The 15,551-nt window shown below is 69.4% G+C and carries 17 protein-coding genes and 1 pseudogene; 5 read left to right on the top strand and 13 right to left on the bottom strand.

What is annotated here, in order from left to right:
- Positions 1–241: 241 nt before the first annotated feature.
- The 11 genes from purE to WEB03_RS16415 form a co-directional block, all read right to left on the bottom strand.
- The gene (gene purE, locus WEB03_RS16465) at positions 242–766 is read right to left on the bottom strand and encodes a 5-(carboxyamino)imidazole ribonucleotide mutase (RefSeq protein WP_368072004.1); all 525 of its coding nucleotides are present in this window, start codon (positions 764–766) and stop codon (positions 242–244) included.
- Positions 763–1,929 carry a 5-(carboxyamino)imidazole ribonucleotide synthase gene (locus tag WEB03_RS16460; RefSeq protein ID WP_368072042.1) on the bottom strand — a complete coding sequence of 389 codons (1,167 nt, stop codon included), beginning with the start codon at positions 1,927–1,929 and terminating at the stop codon, positions 763–765. Before WEB03_RS16460 ends, purE begins: the two co-directional genes overlap by 4 nt.
- A gap of 506 nt (positions 1,930–2,435) precedes the next feature.
- Entirely contained in the window at positions 2,436–3,950 is a 1,515-nt protein-coding gene (locus tag WEB03_RS16455; protein ID WP_368072003.1) for a polysaccharide deacetylase family protein, read from the bottom strand.
- Positions 3,937–4,716 carry a GntR family transcriptional regulator gene (locus tag WEB03_RS16450; protein ID WP_368072002.1) on the bottom strand — a complete coding sequence of 260 codons (780 nt, stop codon included), beginning with the start codon at positions 4,714–4,716 and terminating at the stop codon, positions 3,937–3,939. Before WEB03_RS16450 ends, WEB03_RS16455 begins: the two co-directional genes overlap by 14 nt.
- Entirely contained in the window at positions 4,713–5,549 is an 837-nt protein-coding gene (locus WEB03_RS16445; RefSeq protein WP_368072001.1) for a BtpA/SgcQ family protein, read from the bottom strand. Before WEB03_RS16445 ends, WEB03_RS16450 begins: the two co-directional genes overlap by 4 nt.
- The gene (locus tag WEB03_RS16440) at positions 5,549–6,520 is read right to left on the bottom strand and encodes a carbohydrate kinase family protein (RefSeq protein WP_368072000.1); all 972 of its coding nucleotides are present in this window, start codon (positions 6,518–6,520) and stop codon (positions 5,549–5,551) included. The genes WEB03_RS16445 and WEB03_RS16440 overlap by 1 nt, the downstream gene beginning before the upstream one ends.
- A complete protein-coding gene (locus WEB03_RS16435; protein ID WP_368071999.1) occupies positions 6,517–7,488 on the bottom strand; it encodes an ABC transporter permease in 972 nt (323 codons plus the stop codon). Before WEB03_RS16435 ends, WEB03_RS16440 begins: the two co-directional genes overlap by 4 nt.
- Positions 7,485–8,501 carry an ABC transporter permease gene (locus WEB03_RS16430; protein WP_368071998.1) on the bottom strand — a complete coding sequence of 339 codons (1,017 nt, stop codon included), beginning with the start codon at positions 8,499–8,501 and terminating at the stop codon, positions 7,485–7,487. Before WEB03_RS16430 ends, WEB03_RS16435 begins: the two co-directional genes overlap by 4 nt.
- On the bottom strand, positions 8,488–10,089 hold the full coding sequence (locus WEB03_RS16425; protein ID WP_368071997.1) for a sugar ABC transporter ATP-binding protein: 1,602 nt from the start codon (positions 10,087–10,089) through the stop codon (positions 8,488–8,490). The genes WEB03_RS16430 and WEB03_RS16425 overlap by 14 nt, the downstream gene beginning before the upstream one ends.
- 2 nt (positions 10,090–10,091) lie before the next feature.
- The gene (locus WEB03_RS16420; RefSeq protein WP_368071996.1) at positions 10,092–11,174 is read right to left on the bottom strand and encodes an autoinducer 2 ABC transporter substrate-binding protein; all 1,083 of its coding nucleotides are present in this window, start codon (positions 11,172–11,174) and stop codon (positions 10,092–10,094) included.
- A gap of 47 nt (positions 11,175–11,221) precedes the next feature.
- Positions 11,222–11,353: a hypothetical protein gene (locus WEB03_RS16415; protein WP_368071995.1), complete on the bottom strand. Its 132-nt coding sequence runs from the start codon at positions 11,351–11,353 to the stop codon at positions 11,222–11,224.
- Positions 11,354–11,719: 366 nt separating this feature from the next.
- On the opposite strand from WEB03_RS16415, the gene WEB03_RS16410 reads away from it, so the two are divergent.
- A complete protein-coding gene (locus WEB03_RS16410; protein ID WP_368071994.1) occupies positions 11,720–11,869 on the top strand; it encodes a hypothetical protein in 150 nt (49 codons plus the stop codon).
- Between the two features lie 5 nt (positions 11,870–11,874).
- Entirely contained in the window at positions 11,875–12,147 is a 273-nt protein-coding gene (locus WEB03_RS16405) for a sigma-70 family RNA polymerase sigma factor (RefSeq protein WP_368071993.1), read from the top strand.
- A 399-nt stretch (positions 12,148–12,546) separates the two neighbouring features.
- On the opposite strand, the pseudogene WEB03_RS16400 reads toward WEB03_RS16405, so the two are convergent.
- Positions 12,547–12,714 (bottom strand): annotated as a pseudogene (locus WEB03_RS16400) (helix-turn-helix domain-containing protein); the annotation flags it as partial.
- A 311-nt stretch (positions 12,715–13,025) separates the two neighbouring features.
- On the opposite strand from WEB03_RS16400, the gene WEB03_RS16395 reads away from it, so the two are divergent.
- Both WEB03_RS16395 and WEB03_RS16390 read left to right on the top strand, forming a co-directional pair.
- Positions 13,026–13,265 (top strand): type II toxin-antitoxin system ParD family antitoxin, encoded by a 240-nt coding sequence (locus tag WEB03_RS16395; RefSeq protein ID WP_368071992.1) that lies wholly within the window; start codon positions 13,026–13,028, stop codon positions 13,263–13,265.
- The gene (locus WEB03_RS16390; protein ID WP_368071991.1) at positions 13,258–13,593 is read left to right on the top strand and encodes a type II toxin-antitoxin system RelE/ParE family toxin; all 336 of its coding nucleotides are present in this window, start codon (positions 13,258–13,260) and stop codon (positions 13,591–13,593) included. Before WEB03_RS16395 ends, WEB03_RS16390 begins: the two co-directional genes overlap by 8 nt.
- A 206-nt stretch (positions 13,594–13,799) precedes the next feature.
- On the opposite strand, the gene WEB03_RS16385 is transcribed toward WEB03_RS16390, so the two are convergent.
- Positions 13,800–14,408: a TetR/AcrR family transcriptional regulator gene (locus WEB03_RS16385; RefSeq protein ID WP_368071990.1), complete on the bottom strand. Its 609-nt coding sequence runs from the start codon at positions 14,406–14,408 to the stop codon at positions 13,800–13,802.
- Positions 14,409–14,540: 132 nt separating this feature from the next.
- Here WEB03_RS16385 and WEB03_RS16380 point away from each other — a divergent pair.
- Positions 14,541–15,551: MMPL family transporter (locus WEB03_RS16380; RefSeq protein ID WP_368071989.1), on the top strand; the 1,011-nt coding region annotated here is incomplete at its 3' end.

The following is a 15,551-nucleotide window of genomic DNA, read 5'->3' as shown; positions in this document are numbered from 1 at the left end:
CCCGCGCTCGCGTCCCGACATCTCGCTGGATAGCTCCTCCGCCAGGACCGAGATGCTCATCGCTGCCTGCGCCCCGGGCAAGGGTCCTTGGCCCTGACGCCGGCGCCCGGCCAGGGGGAAGATGGTCCTGGCCGGGCGATCGGCCTCGTTGGCGGGCGTCGCCGACGGCCAGTGGCTGGGCTGGCGCCTGGGCATCACCGCGGAGGGTGACTGGCAGTTCTTCATCTCGGGCGACTGAGACCTACCGACCGAACCCCACGCCACGTCCCGACCGGCTGCTGACGCCCTGATCGGCCTGGCGCGACTGCTCGGCGATCTCGTCGCGGTGCTCGGCGAGCGCGGCGAGCAGCCGGTCGTCGGCGATCGCCAACATACGGACCGCCAGCAGGCCGGCGTTGTGACCACCGGCCACGGAGACCGTGGCGACCGGCACGCCCTTGGGCATCTGCACGATCGACAGCAGCGAGTCCATCCCGTCGAGGTACCGCAACGGGACGGGGACGCCGATCACCGGGACATCCGTGGCCGACGCCAGCATCCCGGGCAGGTGAGCCGCGCCTCCAGCACCCGCGATGATGACCTTCAGCCCACGCTCGGTGGCCGACCGCCCGTACTCCAGCATCTCGTGCGGACGACGGTGGGCGGAGACGACCCGTATCTCGAACGGCACCTCGAACCGCTCGAGCACCCTGGCCGCGGGCTCCATGACCTCGAGGTCGGAGTCGCTGCCCATCACCACGCCCACCAGGGGCTGGTCGCTGCTCATCGCTGGTCTCCTTCGCCGGTCAACAGGTCGGCGGCGCGACGCGCGCGCAAACGTGTCTCCGTGGGGTCATCGCCGACCGTGGTGACGTGCCCCAGCTTGCGCCCGGGGCGCGCTGCCTTGCCGTACAGGTGGACCGTGGCACCGGGGACCTCCAACGCCGCCGGCAGCCGCACCCGGGGATCGGAGCCGTCCGCGGGACCCAGGACGTTCACGGTGGCCACCGCCGGCGCCGTCAGTGCGGTGTCCCCGAGCGGCAGGTCCAACACGGCCCGAGCGTGGTTCTGGAACTGCGACGTGCGGGCGCCCTCGATGGTCCAGTGCACCGAGTTGTGCGGCCGCAGTGCCAGCTCGTTGACCACCAAGCTGTCGGCGGTCTGGAACAGCTCGAGGGCCACGACCCCGACCCCGTCGATGTGTCGCACGACCCGCTCGGCGAGCGCCGTCGCCTCGGCGGCGACCTCGGCGGGGACGGGTGCGGGGACCACGAGCTCGACGCAGATCCCGTCCGACTGCACCGTCTCGGTGACGGCGTACGTGCGCTGCTCCCCTGCTGGTCGGCGCACCACGGCGACCGCGAGTTCGCGCACGATGGGGACGTGCTCCTCGACCAGCAGCTCCGACCCGGCCGCGCTCGTCTCGTCCCACAGCCTCTGCGCGGCGTCGGCGTCGGGCAGCATCCACACGCCCCTCCCGTCGTACCCGCCCCGCACGGCCTTGGCGACCACCGGCCAGCCCACGGCGTCCCCGAAGCCCAGCAGGTCGTCGCGGCTGGTGACGGCGCGGTGGTCGGGTACCGGGAAACCGGCAGCGGCGAGCTGCTGTCGCTGGTGGAGCTTGTCCTGGGCGTAGCGCTGGGCCGCGGGGCCCGGTCGCAGCACGTGGCCGCGCTCCGCGAGCGTCGCCAGCAGCCGAGGATCGACCAGCTCGTGATCGAAGGTCACCACGTCACAGCCGGACGCGAACGCCTCGAGCTGCTCGAGGTCGTCCCAGGAGCCCACCACCGCGTCGGGCGTCACCTGGGCGGCGCTGTCGATCGGTCCGCCGCCGAGGACCCGGAGCTGCACCGCCAGCCCGATGACGCTCTGGTGGGTCATCCGCGCCAGCTGGCCGGCCCCGACCATCCCGAGCACCGGTGGGGCGTCACCGCGCCCGGAAGGACTCATCATGGGCGCGAGGCTAGTGCGGCCCGACGGTCCCGCCCGCACCAGACAGCGACGCCACACGGCAGGAACCCCGGCAGAACGACCTCTGGGGCCACCTACCGGGGTTCCGGGGTGCGCGCGCTGGGAGGGATTCGAACCCCCGGCCGCCTGATCCGTACTCGCATGGTTCTACTGCAACGCCACCGCGACGGGATCCTCGCCGCCATCGAACGGGGCCTCTCCAACGGACGGCTCGAGGCCTCAACCGCCGCGTACGGCTCATCGTCCGACGAGCGTTCGGGTTCCACTCCGTCAGCGCCGCGCTCGCGCTGGTGATGCTCTGCTGCGGCCCCGTCAACCTCCCGTGGCAGACCCGAGCATGAACGACCCACACTCATGCCGGGAGACCCCGAATCTTGACCCGCTGGTCGTGGTGGGCGGTCGCAGCGTTGTCGGGTAGCTGGCCGTGGTCTCGCTCGATGAGCCGCGGGCTATCGCTGCCGAACCACAGCAGCATGTCGCGCGGTTCAGAGTTGCAGCACGCCTCGTTCTCGTCCGAGGTCGCACCCGTCGAGCACGATGCGGTGCGGGGCGGGGAGCTCGACCTCGATACCGACCTCGGGGTCGGACCGCTGCAGGTGGAGTTCCGGTGTGGTGGGATGAGCGACAAGGGAGGTCGATAGCTCGGCCTTCTCACGCTTCGCCCACCAGATGGCGGTCTCGTCGATGGTGAGCTTCGGGAGGCCCAACTGCTCCACTCGGCGGAAGACGTCCGGTAGGACCTTCCCCGCGACCGCACCGAGCACCTCGGGGTGCCCGTAGATGTGGACCGGCCGCCCCAGCCGCACCTGCTCGTCGAGGTGACGCAGGTAGTGATCGCGGATGTCGTTGGCCGTCGGCTCGGGACGACCCTGCTCGCGGGCGAACATCACGGCCCGTTCGGGCGAGTAGGCGTGCACCGGGACTTGCAGAACCGAGCTGTCCGTACGGAACGGGCGACCATCGGTAGCCAGACCGAAGTCCGAGGACCAGCGGTAGCCGAGTGCCGCGAGTGCCGCGTCGAGCGTGGGGCTCCAGAGACCGCGAGGTGCGACGAACCCGACCGGCCGACGGCCCGTGAGTTCCTCCACCCACGCGTGTCCGGCCCTGACGTTGCGCCGATCGGCCTCGGCGTCGTCGTAGAGATCGTGGACCGCGGCGTGCTGGCCGACGTCGTGTGCGTCCAGCCACGAACCGAGATCGCCTGGGTGGCGTTCCACGAGCTCTCGGTTGAGCAGGAAGGTCGCCTGGACCCCGTGTTGTTCGGCGACCGCACCGAGCTGTCGCGCGCGGTCGCCGAAGACACCGTCGACGTCGACCCGGAGGATGAACACCGACGGCGAGCCGGCCGGCCACACCGCCCGACGGACGGTGGGCAGACCGGCGTGTCGCGCCGCGAACCGCACCATCCACGCGAGGGTCTCACTGACGCCGGCCTTGTCCACGGTCGCGGCTCGTTCGGTCACCTCGCTCCAGGGCGCGACCGGTCGTAGCCGATCGCCGTGCGCCTCGAGCTGCAGCGTGAGTGGCAGCCCGGACCACACCACGTGGCCAGCACCGAGACGTCGGTGGTGGACGGCGGCGTAGCGACCCTGCTCGATGCCGTGCTTGACGACCCGGTCCTCGTGCACGAGTACCGACCCGGCGCCTCCCCCCTCGTGGAGGAACGCCTGACCCGGTCCCGCAACCCAGGCCCCCGTCTCGGGGTGACCGAACCCGCCGATGGTCGTGACACGCCTAGCGGCGGGCACGACGCCGTCGCCACCAGCAGCGCCGTCGAGGACCAGGACGCCCCCGCGTTCGACCCAGGCACGGACGGCCCCGGGCACTGAACCCGATGCGACCGCGATCGATCCGTCCGGCTGGCTCGCGAGGCGGTAGGTCCCGCCGTCCTGTTCGAGCGCCGTCACCCACGCACGGTTGCCGTGACCCGGCAGCACGCTGATGCCGAGGTCGGTGCCGTCAGCTGGCGGGGCGAGACCGGCCGGCTCAGGCGCCAGCACGCCGGCTCGTGTGCAGCGTCAGTCGGTAGCGGTCCGCGCGGTAGCTCATCTCGCTCAGTTCGAGCGGAGTCCCGTCGGTCAGCCTCGTCCGGCGGACGATCCAGAGGATGGGGTCGCCCTCGTCCGCCCCGAGCAGATCGGCAATCTCCGCGGACGCCTGCGTGGCCTCGACCGTCTCCTCCGATCCCGCGAGTTCGAGTCCGCCACGGTTCTCGAGCGTGTCGTAGAGGGACCCACCGGCACGGAGTTCATCGATGTTGCGTTCCACGAGCGCCGCACAGCGGTCCCCGCGCAGGTAGGTCTGGTGGACCGCCATGGGTTCGCCGTCCGCCAGCATGAGCCGCTCGAGGAGGACGACGTCGCCGCCGTCCTCGATCGCGAGCTCACGGGCGAGCCGTCCGTTGGCCGCGAGCCGTTCGTGGGCCACGAGCCGCGCCGACGGTTGGAGGCCCTTCTGGCGCATGTCCTCCGAGAAGCTGTTGGTCGCCTGGAGGGGGCGTTCGATCTTTGGTTCGGACACGAAGGTGCCCCGCCCCTGCTGGCGCCGGAGGTGCCCGGAACGGACGAGGTTCGCGACCGCCTGCTGCACCGTCACCCGACTGACCTCGTATCGCTCGGTCAGCTCGCGTTCGCTCGGGAAGCGGACGCCAGGACCGACCGTCTCCGCGAGCGTGCGCAGCTCGCGGGTGAGCTGTCGGTAGAGCGGCGGGGCGTCGGGCCCTCGGTCGAGGACGCCGAGACCCGGTGGGTTCATGGCTTGGTTCATCGCACCGACGCCACCTCGCGCATGATCGCCTCAACGCGAGCCGGGTCCACCCGTTCCCACCAGACTCCATCCCACTTCATCGCGCTCCCGACGATGGCACCGTCCGCGACGCCGAGCAGCTCGCCGGCGTTCGAGCCATCCAGACCACTTCCTACCAGCACACTGCGCGAAGCGCTCGTCTTGATCGCCTCGACCTCCTCGACGCGGGTCGGGTCCCCGGTGTGGTGGCCCGTCGCGATCAGCACGTCGGCACCGAAGGTCTCGACGTCGTGCGTGAGCTGAGAGATCGATAGGTCGCCGACGATGGCGTGGCTGCCGTGCTTGACGTGAACGTCGGCCAAGATCCTCACGTCCCCAGCGCCGATGGCGGCGCGGAACCGCAACGCTTCGGCGGCCGCACCCTCGATGTAGCCCTCGTTCGCGATGTAGGCGTTCACCCACTGGTTCGCGCGAACGAACGTTCCGCCGATGGCCTGGGCGATGGCGATCGACTGCTGCACCGCGTGCGCGACGACGATCACACCGGTGGGCACGTCCGGCAGCGCCTCGCGGACCGCGACCCCGACGGCGGTGAGACCCGCGACCGTCTCCGGGCCGATGAGCTCGGGGCGGCGGTAGGGGACGTCTCCCGCGTTCTCGATGATGAGCATGTCGACGCCGCCGTCGACGTACGTCTGCGCGTCGTCGACGGCGCGGGTCGCGATCTCGCGCAGGGACGCCCCGTCGTACTGTGGTGAGCCGGGCAGCGGCGCCACGTGCACGGTGCCGATGATGGGCTTGGGCACGTCCACCAGCTCGCGGAGGATGTCGGAGGTCGGGGCTGGCGCGGGCATCAGGGCATCTCCATGGCGTTGGTGGGATCGGGCGCGTCGTGGCGCCGACGAGATCGGTGGTCGGTCAGAGCGGCATCGAGCTGGTCGCGCGTCGGTGCGGCGGTCTGTGCGCCCACACCCCGGCAGGCCAGCGCACCCGCGACGACGGCGGCTTCCGCCGCGACCAACGGGTCGTTGCCCCGGTGCAGTGCGGTCAGGAACGCGGCGCAGAAGGCGTCGCCTGCGCCGGTGCTGTCGACGACCTCGATGTCGATGCCGGGTACGTGCACCGCCTCGCCGCCGCGCGAGACGATCGCCCCGTCCGGGCCCCGGGTGAGGACGACCAGCTCCGGGCCTCGGGCGTGCAGCTCAGCCAGCGCCACGTGCAGATCGCCCTCCGGTGCCAGCAGGGCCGCCGCGTGGTGGTTGACGAAGCAGACGTCAACGAGTTCGAGCAGAGGTTCGATGTCCGGGAACCCTCGGCCGATGGAACCCGGCTCGAGGTCGATGCTGGTCCGAGCCCCGGCCGCCTTCGCCAGGTCGAGCGCGACGGCGGCGTTGTCGAGAGCGAAGGGTGCGACGTGGACGCGTTCGCTGGTCCGGAGCGCCTGCACGTCGAGCTGACCGCGGGTCGGGAACAGGCAACCGGTATCCGCGAGCGTCAGGGCCTTCTCGCCGGAGTCGTCGAGGTGGACGACGCACAGGAAGGTCGTGACCGTCGGGTCGACGACGAGGCCGCGCAGGTCGACCCCCTCGGCCTCCAGCGAGGCACGCGTGAGGCGGCCGTGTTCGTCGTCTCCGACAACGCCATGGACGCCGGCTCGCAGACCCAGGCGGTGGGCGGCGACCGCCACGTTGGCGGCGACACCGCCCGGACGCAGACCGAGGTGCTGACCTCGCACCTTCTCGCCGAAGGTAGGCATCCGTGGCACGCCAAGGTAGATGTCGATGTCGACGTCGCCGACGGCCAGGAGTTCCAGCGGATCGCTCACTCGTCGCCCTCCCCGGACAACAGGTTGTTGAGCACGACGCTCCCGATGAGCAGCAGGCCCAGCACGCCGGACTGCCAGACCTGGTCCACACCGTTGAACTGCAGACCGGCATTCAGGAGGATCACGACGAACAGCGCGAGGAACGTGCCACTCAGCCGGCCTCGCCCGCCGAAGATGTGGGTGCCGCCGAGGACGGCGATGGTCACCGCCTGCAGTTCGAACCCGGAGCCAGCGGCGGGACGCGCGGTCTGCAGCCACGAGTTGGTCACTACGGCACCGAGTCCGGCGAGGCCACCCGAGATGCAGAAGAGCCAGAACCGCAGCGCCCGCGGCGAACGCCCGACGAGGCGAGCGGCGCGATCGCCGTTGCCAACCTCGTAGATCGTCCGCCCGAACCGGGTGCGGGCCATCAGCCAACCCACGACGGCGTAGGCGGGGAGCAGTACGAGCAGGAGTTGGGCCGGCACGTTCAGGACCGTGCCCTGCCCGATGAAGGGGAACCCCGCCTCGCCGTATCCGCTGATGGCTCGACCTCCCGAGATGACCAGCGCGAGCGAGCCGTACAGGAACAGGGTGCCAACGGTGCCGATGAGCGCGGGGATGCCGACGACCGCGATGAGAAAACCGTTGAAGGCACCGAGCAGGACGCCGGTCACGATCGCGATACCAGCCGCGGGCCAGACGGGAACACCGGCGCTGACCGCGAGCCCCATGACGATGCCGCTCAGGCTGAGCGCCGAGCCGACGGACAGGTCGATGCCTCCACGTCCGCTGAGGATGATCAGCGTTTGACCGAGGGCGAGCAGGCCAACGACGACACCGAACTTTGTGATGTCGACCAGCAGCGTCGGGCGGACCAACGCCGGCGAGATCTGACTGAAGACGACGAGCATGCCGACGAGGAGCAGCGCCAACATGGTCCGGCGGTCGGTCAGGATCGGACGAGCGCTCACGGAGAGAGAAGTCATGCTGGGACCTCCTGCCCCGAACGGCGTTCGAGCAGCACGTCGGAGCCGACCGCGATGAGGACGAACGCGCCGAGCGCGACGCCGTTCCACAGCGGAGGCACCCCGGAAAGCACGATGCCGTTCTGCAGCACCGCCACGAAGAGGACGCCGCCCAGGGTGCCGGACAGCGAACCGCGACCGCCGGTGATCGACGTACCACCGATGAGGACCGCAGCGATGACACCGAGCTCGAAGTCCCTTCCGGTGAAGGCCTGCACCACGCCGACGCGCGCCATCTGCATGACGGCGGCGAGGCCGACGAGCGCGCCGAGGAGCGCGAAGGCGCCGATGATGCGCCGGTCGACGGGGATGCCGTTGAGCCGTGCAGCCTGCCGGTCGTTCCCGACGGCGTAGATGTCCCGCCCGAACCTGCGCCGCTTCGCGACGGAGGCGAGCACGGCGAAGACTGCGAGGGCGATGAGCCCGACGACGGGGACAACACCGATGCGCATCCCGCCAAGCCACGGGACGAGGGGTGGCGCGAACAGATCGCGTCCGCCCCAGAGGCCGTAGAGCACGCTACGCCAGACGAACAGCATGCCGAGCGTGGCGATGATGGCGGTCATGCGACCCTTCGCCACGATGGAGCCGTTGAGCGATCCCATCAGCGCGCCGGTCGCCACCACGATGCCGAGGACGGCCACCACCGGCATGTCCTGGGTGGTGGTGAGCCAACCCGTCAGCCAGGCCAGGACGCCGAGCATCGAGCCGACGGATACGTCGATGCAGCCGAGGATGATCACGAAGGTCATCGCCGCCGCGACGATCGCCAGTCCGGCCGAGTTCACGATGACGTTGCCGAGGTTGCCTGCCGTGAGGAAGTTCGGCAGGAGGAACGAGAACGCGACCAGTTGCGCGGCCAGCAGGACCCAGATCGCCAAGCGCCGGATGCGTTCTAAGCGGGCGTTGACCACACTTCGGGCCTCCGCAGCAGTCTGGTCCGCCGCCGGCCGCTGGAGCTCAGCGATGCTCATCAGGCGTCCCTTCCTCAGCCGCCGGCTCCGAACTGGCCGGGCTGCTGGCGGTTCTCGTGCCGCCGACGAGATCGCTCCCTAACGCTGCGCGTAGCACCGTCTCCTCCTCGATGACGTCGCCATCGAGCTCCAGCTCGACCCGTCCCTCGCGGAGGACCACGACCCGGTCAGACAGCGCCAGCAGCTCGGGGAGCTCGGAGGAGATCAGCAGCACGGCCAGACCCTCCTCGGCCAGGCCCGCGATCAGCCGGTGGATCTCCGCCTTGGTCGTGACGTCAATGCCACGAGTCGGTTCGTCCAGGATGAGGACCTTCGGGTCGGTCGCCAGCCAACGCGCCAGGATCACCTTCTGCTGTGATCCACCCGAGAGCGTCGTGATCCGATCGTCCATCGAGGCGGTCTTGACGCCTAGCTCCTCGATGTAGCGCTGGGCGAGCCGGCGCTCCGCCGCACGATCGATGATGCTGAGGGGGCCGCTCCGACGACCGAGTTCGGCTGCGCTGAGGTTCTCACGCACCGACAGGTAGGGGAAGATCCCCATCGCCTTGCGATCCTCCGGCACGTAGGCGAGCCCGCACGCGACCGCGTGCGCCATCGTCGACGGCACGTACGGCTCACCCATGAGCTCGACGTCCCCACCGCTCGGCGGGAGCTCACCGAGCAGCGAGAGTGCGATCTCGGTCCGTCCGGCTCCTACCAGTCCATACAGGCCGAGCACCTCGCCGCGCCGCAGCTCGAGCGACACGTTGTCGAGCACGCCCGGGACGGCGAGTCCACGGATGCGCAGCGCGACGTCCTCTTCGGCGACCGTCGACGATCGCGTCGCCACGGACGCGAGCACCTCGAGGTCCCGCCCAGACATGAGTCGGACGACATCGTCCTCGATGTCCCCCTCCACGACGAGCGCACCGACCCGACGGCCGTCACGGAGGACGATCGCGCGGTCAGCAACCTGCTCCAGCTCGCGGCTGCGGTGGGTGATGTAGAGGACCGCTCCGTGCTGCAACCAGCGCTCGACGAGCGCGAAGAGCCGCTCGGTCTCCGTCGCGGTCAGGATGCTGGTCGGCTCGTCGAGGATGAGCAGCTTCGCATCGTGGTGGAACGCCCGAGCGATGAGGATGAGCTGCTGCTCACCGAGGCTGAGCGTGCCCATGCGACGGTCCAGCAACGCCTCGTCGAGTCCGACCCTGGCGAACAGCTCGACGGCCTCGCCGTGCATAGCACGCCACCGGATGCCGCCCAGACGCCCCGTCAGCTCCCGTCCAGCGAAGAGGTTCTGGAGCACCGTGAGGTGCGGCAGGAACGTCGGTTCCTGGTGCACCATCACGATGCCGCGCTCGTTCGCGTCGGCCGGCGAGTGGGGCGCGTAGGGCGCCCCCGCGAAGGTCAGCTCGCCGGCGTCCGGTTGGTGGACGCCGGCGAGGACCTTCATCAGGGTGGACTTACCGGCCCCGTTCTCGCCGAGCACCGCCACGACCTCACCGGGGTGGACCTCGAGGTCCACCCCGGTCAGAGCTTGGGTGTGGCCGAACCGCTTGCTAACACCTCGCAGGCGCAGCAGCGGTTCGGCTCGGTCGTGGGCTTCCACGATCAGAAGTCGAAGTCGGCGTAGTTGCTCTCGTCGAAGATCATGGGCGGACCGAGCAGCAGGACGCCGGTCTCCTCGTCGAACTCGATCGGCCTGTCGAGACCAGGCACGTCATTCTCGGCCTGGAGCTCACGACCTTCGATCAGCTCGATGGCAGCCCAGACGGTCAGGTAGCCGAGCTCCTCCACGTTCCACAGGACCGTCGTCTCCATGACACCAGCCTCGATGAAGGGACCGGCGGTGTTCGGCGATCCGTAACCGATGACGGCGATCTCGCCCGCGCGATCGGCGTTCTGGACCGCTTGGGCGACGCCGGGCACTGCGGTCGACGGCACGCCGACGATCCCCACGATCTCGGGGAACGCGGTCATGAGGTCCTGTGCCTCGCGCAGGGCGTCCTCGGAGTCCTCGGTGTTTCGGACGCCACCGACGAGCTCCATGTCGGGGTACTCGTTCTCCATGCGCTCGATCATCGCGTCTGTCCACGCGTCGAGGCTCGCGGTGTCCGGGATGCCGGAGACGATCCCGATCTGACCCGACTCGCCGACCTGGCGGGCCAGGTCGTCCATGAGCGCGTAGCCAAGGTCCTGATCCAGGGCCTGCGCCACGAAGACCTGCCGGTCAGAGTCCGGCGCGTCGGCGTCGGAGGTCAGCACCGGTATGCCCGACTCGACCGTGCTGTTGATCGAGGAGTTGATCGCGGTCGGGTCCAGCGGCGAGATGGCGATCGCGTCGAAGCCCTGCGAGACCAGGCTCTCGAAGATGCGGAGCTGGTCGGGCGAGCTCACGGTCGCCGGACCGGTCTGCTCGAAGCTGACCCCGAACTCCTCGGCCGCAGCAGCGGCACCCTGCTCGAAGCCGTCGTAGTACGGGATGCCCTCGATCTGCGGGATGAAGCCGATCCGGTAGTCCCCGCCTGCGCCCGAACCGGCGTCGCTGTCTGCATCGTCGCCCTCCGTGGTCTCGGCGCCGCCGGCGAGATCCTCGGCCAGCCCCTCCTCGCCCTCCTCCGCAGTACCGCATGCGGTCGCAACGAGCACCATCGCGGCGCTTGCGGCGAGGATTCGGACTCCTCGTGTGTACATCACATCAACTCCTATTTGTTAGGACAACCCGTCAACCTGACGTTAGGTTATTTATCAAAGGTGGGCAAGGAAGTGGTCGACCGGTCTTGGCTCGGCTCACACGTCGCGCACTGCTGTGCGGCAGACAGACCCATCTCGCCGCGCAGCCACAGTCGCAGCACTTCCTTGATCTCGATCACGGTGATCTCCCGGTAGACCACGCGCTCCCCGTCGATACGGCGAACACGCACTGAACTGGCCACACGACCGGGAACCCTGGAGGTGGTCCCACAACTGGCTAGCGGGTGGTCCCATCCTCGTGGCGGACGTCGAGCTCGTTGCAACAACCGGTTGACACCGCCCAGGACAACACGCCCGTTGGCGCCACCCGCCGCCCGACGCCATCACCGCGGTGACGATGCGCGCAGCCCTCGTCGCATGATGTTTGACCTGGAGTACAGACAAGGTAGCTTGTCTGAATGCGGATAGGTGAGCCGGCCCGGAAACATGGCGTCAGCGACGCAGACATCCTGCACGCCGTTCGCAACTCGAGGCGCTGGGTCGAGATGGCCGACGACCTAACGATGCTGATCGGAGCGGCGACCGATGGCGCGCTCTTGGAGATCGGTGTCCTCGACATCGAAGGCGACGACCCCGTGGCCATCCACGCGATGCCGTTGCGGCGGAAGTTCTACATGTTCCTCACGGAGGGGTGATGCGGATGCAACACACGGACGAAGAGATCGAACACGCGGCGGAACGCTTCGAGAAGGTCGCCGAGGAGCTCGATCCCGAGGCCGCCAGGGTGCTGGTGACCGAAGACCTGCGCGGAATCGCAGATGCTGCACAGACCGTCCGTGACGACGAGGCACGGTTGCGGGATGCCGTCGAGATCGCCCGGGCCCACGGCAGGTCGTGGAACCAGGTCGCGGTCGCGCTCGGTGTGTCGCGTCAAGCGGCGCGGCAGCGATTCGCCGACAAGGTGCGAACCTGACATCTGCAGCGCAGCCGGGCGACGCCGACGGGTTCGTCCACCGATGTCCCGGTCGCTGGGACTGCGACACCGACACCGACACCGTGATGCTCGGGAACTACTACGACGTGGCGATGCTCGACCCGTGAGCTCGCTGACGGTCACGACGGCGATCCCAGCACGACCATCGAGGACCTCGGTGTGGTCCACCACCGCGGGCGTGAGGCGCGGGAGGCGCGCGCGGCCATCCTGCATCCGACGGCTGTCTACGACCCGCGCTGTGCGTGCTGCGCGCTGCTGCTGTCCGAGCTAATCGGGGACGCCGGGTCCGACCTACGTGCCGAGGACCCGGGCTTCGTCTACCCGAACGCGCATCGTGTCTGGCTCGCCGTGGGCACTGGAGCCTGTGTCGCCAACGAGCAGGTCGGCGGGACCCGCGCGGGGCGGCGGCCCGTTGCGGTCGACCTCACGAGCGACCGTCGACGTCGGCCGGTCGAGTTGTCGGGCGATATCCGCGAAACTGCGCTGTACGGCCAACCCGAGCGCGATCTCCTCACGCTCGTCCTGGCTCAACCGTGCTCCTGGCATCCCGCCCACCTCCGGCTCATCGAACGAAATCCTGGTCGTTCAGCGAGCCGTGGCGTTGAAACCACTACCTGAGCGCGGGGTGTCCTTACGCGAACTGAGCGAATAGAGCGTCGTTGAGGGTGTGACGGTGGGCACGTTTGGGCATGACCTGGGTTCGCGGTCCAAGGGCCGATCGCCGCTCCGTACACCTTGCTGAACGAGTCACGCTGATCTTCATGAGCGACTCGAGGCGGAAGGCAGAACTCCCCGCGGCGGATCATCACCCCACACCGCTCTTGCCAAAGCTTGCCAATCCGTCGTAGACTGCCACCATGCCGACCATGAACATCTCGCTCCCAGAGTCGCTTCGCGCATTCGTGGAGGACCAGATCACCCAGCGCCGCTACGGCACGACCAGCGAGTACGTCCGGGATCTGATCAGACGCGACCAGGACCGCCAGCACCTTCGTGACCTCCTGCTCGCCGGCGCTGCCTCCGAACAGGGGCGGGTCGCCGACGATCGCTACTTCAACGATCTCCGCGACGAGGTAGACGCGGCGTCCGGTGGGTGAGCGGTACCAGGTCGTCCCGCGCGCTCTCGCCACCCAGGACCTGCGCGACACCGCGGCCCACTACGCCGCCGAGGTGGACGTCGCTACCGCACGTCGGTTCATCGATGCGGTCGAACAGGCCTTCGCGCTCATCGCCCGGCAACCCGGGATCGGGTCTCCGCGCTACGCCGTCGAACTCGACTGGCCGGGACTGCGGGTACACCCGGTTCAACGGTTCCCCTACCTCATCTTCTACCTCGAGCAGGCGGACCGCCCCGACGTCTTGCGCGTCCTGCACGCCCACCGCGACATCCCAGGCAGCCTCCAGGACACCGAGACCGACACGTGAGCCGCATAGCGGCTCCGTGACGCTCGAGATCATCGCCATCGGCTTCATCCTCGACCTGATCGCTCCCTGCTCCAGAACAATGTGCTGGCCAGCCGCACCTGGGCGAGCCGCAACGAGTTCCGCATGGCGATCATCACCAGGACGCTTCTGGGCTTGGTCCGTCGACCACATCAGGGCTCGAGCGACGGGCGCCCTCCCTCAGCAGTTCAGCCCGATGCAGCTACCTCGTTGAGGTAGGCGGAGATGATCGTGGTGACGAACGCGTCCTCGAGGGGGGCCCGGGCCAGGACACGGCGGTAGAACAGCGGGCCGGCGAGCCGGGCGATCGCGGTGTCGAGGTCGTGGTCTGCGGGCAGTTCGCCGCGGCCGATGGCCGCCTCGAGCGCGCGGCGTAGCCCGGAAGTGCCGGTTGCGAGCAGTTCGGTCTGGGTCGTGCGGAGTTCGGGGTTCCACTCGGCACGCCCGATCAGCGCGATGAGTTCGGGGACCAGCGGTGAGCTCATCGTGCGTTGCAGGCGCCCAAGTTCACGGGCGAGATCGGTGGCGAGCTCGCCGCTGCTCTGACTGGCGTGCGGCGCCTCGACCTCGGCCAGGGCGTGCAGCAGCAGATCCGTCCGCTTGGGCCAGTGCCGGTAGACGGTGGCCCGGCCGATCCCGGCCTCCGTCGCGACCTCCTGGTGGGAGACCGCCTCGAAGCCGGCGCGCTGCACGAGGCGACGGACCGCCTCTCGGACGGCCTGGCGCGTGCGCACGACCCGGGGGTCCACGTCGTCGAGGGACGTTGGCGGGTCCTGGACCGGTCGGCGGTGCGACATGTCAGCTCGATCGGTTCGGCACACACGGTCAGACTTGCGGGACGAACTGTATCAGAGTATGTTCGAGACACTTCGTCTCTAAAAGGCTGTCGCGTCCGTCGACGCCGAGACCCACGACGTCAGGAGATGCTCATGACCGGCTGGCTGTACAGGGTGGGGACGTGGACGGCCGGTCGCCGCCGTCGTGTGGTGCTGGTCTGGGTGCTTGCAGCCGTGCTGCTCATCGGGCTCGCCCAGGCGTTCGGTGGGGAGTTCAGCGAGGAGTTCGGGATCCCGGGCACGGAGTCCCACGCCGCACAGCAACTCCTCGAGGAACGCTTCCCGGAGCAGTCGGGCGGCTCGGCCCGCGTGGTGTTCCACTCGCCGGACGGGCCCCTGACCGACCAGGACCAGGCTGCCGCCGTGGTGGCCACGCTCGGATCGGTGGGCGAGATCCCGGCGGTCGCGGTGGTCGGCGACCCGCTCGAGGGCCGCGGCGGGTCGCTCTCGGCCGACGGCACGATCGGCTTCGCCGACGTGCGCTACAGCCTGCCGATCGGCGAGCTCGGCTCGGGCGCGGTCGACGAGCTCGATGCGGCCATCGAGGTCGGACGTGGGCTCGGGCTGAAGGTGGAGCTCAGCGGTGAGCTGCCGTCCTACTTCCAGTCACCGGAGCTGGGCGGGACCGAGCTGGCCTTCAAGGTCGCTGCTGCCCTCGTGATCATGCTCGTCGCGTTCGGCTCCATCATCGCGACCGGGCTCCCGCTCGGCCTCGCCCTGTTCGGGCTCGCTGCTGGCGCCGGACTGATCCGACTGCTCGCCGTCGTCGTCGACGTGCCCTCCGCCAGCCTGCTCCTCGGAGTCATGCTCGGGCTCGGCGCAGGCATCGACTACGCCCTCTTCATCGTGACCCGCCACCGCCAGAACCTCGCCGAGGGCACCGAGGTGATGGACTCGATCGGGCGAGCCACCGCCACCGCCGGCCAAGCGGTCGTCTTCGCCGGTGGAACGGTCATCATCGCCATCGGGGGGCTCGTGGTCGCCGGGATCCCGGCCGCAACGATCATGGGGGCGTCCGCCGCGATCGTGGTCGCCGTGATGGTGCTCGCCTCCATCACCCTGCTGCCCGCCCTGCTCGGCTTCGCCGGCGCAGGCATCGACCGG

Source organism: Nitriliruptor sp. (assembly GCF_040882075.1).
In the GTDB taxonomy this organism is placed as follows: Bacteria; Actinomycetota; Nitriliruptoria; order Nitriliruptorales; family Nitriliruptoraceae; genus Nitriliruptor.
Note: the sequence above shows the minus strand (reverse complement) of the source record. Positions and strands in the feature narration are given on the sequence as shown.

Bases quoted from the DNA above. Each gene is read 5' to 3' on its own strand.
- purE (WP_368072004.1), bottom strand. From the start codon at position 766: ATGAGCAGCGACCAGCCCCTGGTGGGCGTGGTGATGGGCAGCGACTCC.
- WEB03_RS16460 (WP_368072042.1), bottom strand. From the start codon at position 1,929: ATGAGTCCTTCCGGGCGCGGTGACGCCCCACCGGTGCTCGGGATGGTC.
- WEB03_RS16450 (WP_368072002.1), bottom strand. From the start codon at position 4,716: ATGAACCAAGCCATGAACCCACCGGGTCTCGGCGTCCTCGACCGAGGG.
- WEB03_RS16445 (WP_368072001.1), bottom strand. From the start codon at position 5,549: ATGCCCGCGCCAGCCCCGACCTCCGACATCCTCCGCGAGCTGGTGGAC.
- WEB03_RS16435 (WP_368071999.1), bottom strand. From the start codon at position 7,488: ATGACTTCTCTCTCCGTGAGCGCTCGTCCGATCCTGACCGACCGCCGG.
- WEB03_RS16430 (WP_368071998.1), bottom strand. From the start codon at position 8,501: ATGAGCATCGCTGAGCTCCAGCGGCCGGCGGCGGACCAGACTGCTGCG.
- WEB03_RS16420 (WP_368071996.1), bottom strand. From the start codon at position 11,174: ATGTACACACGAGGAGTCCGAATCCTCGCCGCAAGCGCCGCGATGGTG.
- WEB03_RS16410 (WP_368071994.1), top strand. From the start codon at position 11,720: ATGGCCGACGACCTAACGATGCTGATCGGAGCGGCGACCGATGGCGCG.
- WEB03_RS16405 (WP_368071993.1), top strand. From the start codon at position 11,875: ATGCAACACACGGACGAAGAGATCGAACACGCGGCGGAACGCTTCGAG.
- WEB03_RS16395 (WP_368071992.1), top strand. From the start codon at position 13,026: ATGCCGACCATGAACATCTCGCTCCCAGAGTCGCTTCGCGCATTCGTG.
- WEB03_RS16385 (WP_368071990.1), bottom strand. From the start codon at position 14,408: ATGTCGCACCGCCGACCGGTCCAGGACCCGCCAACGTCCCTCGACGAC.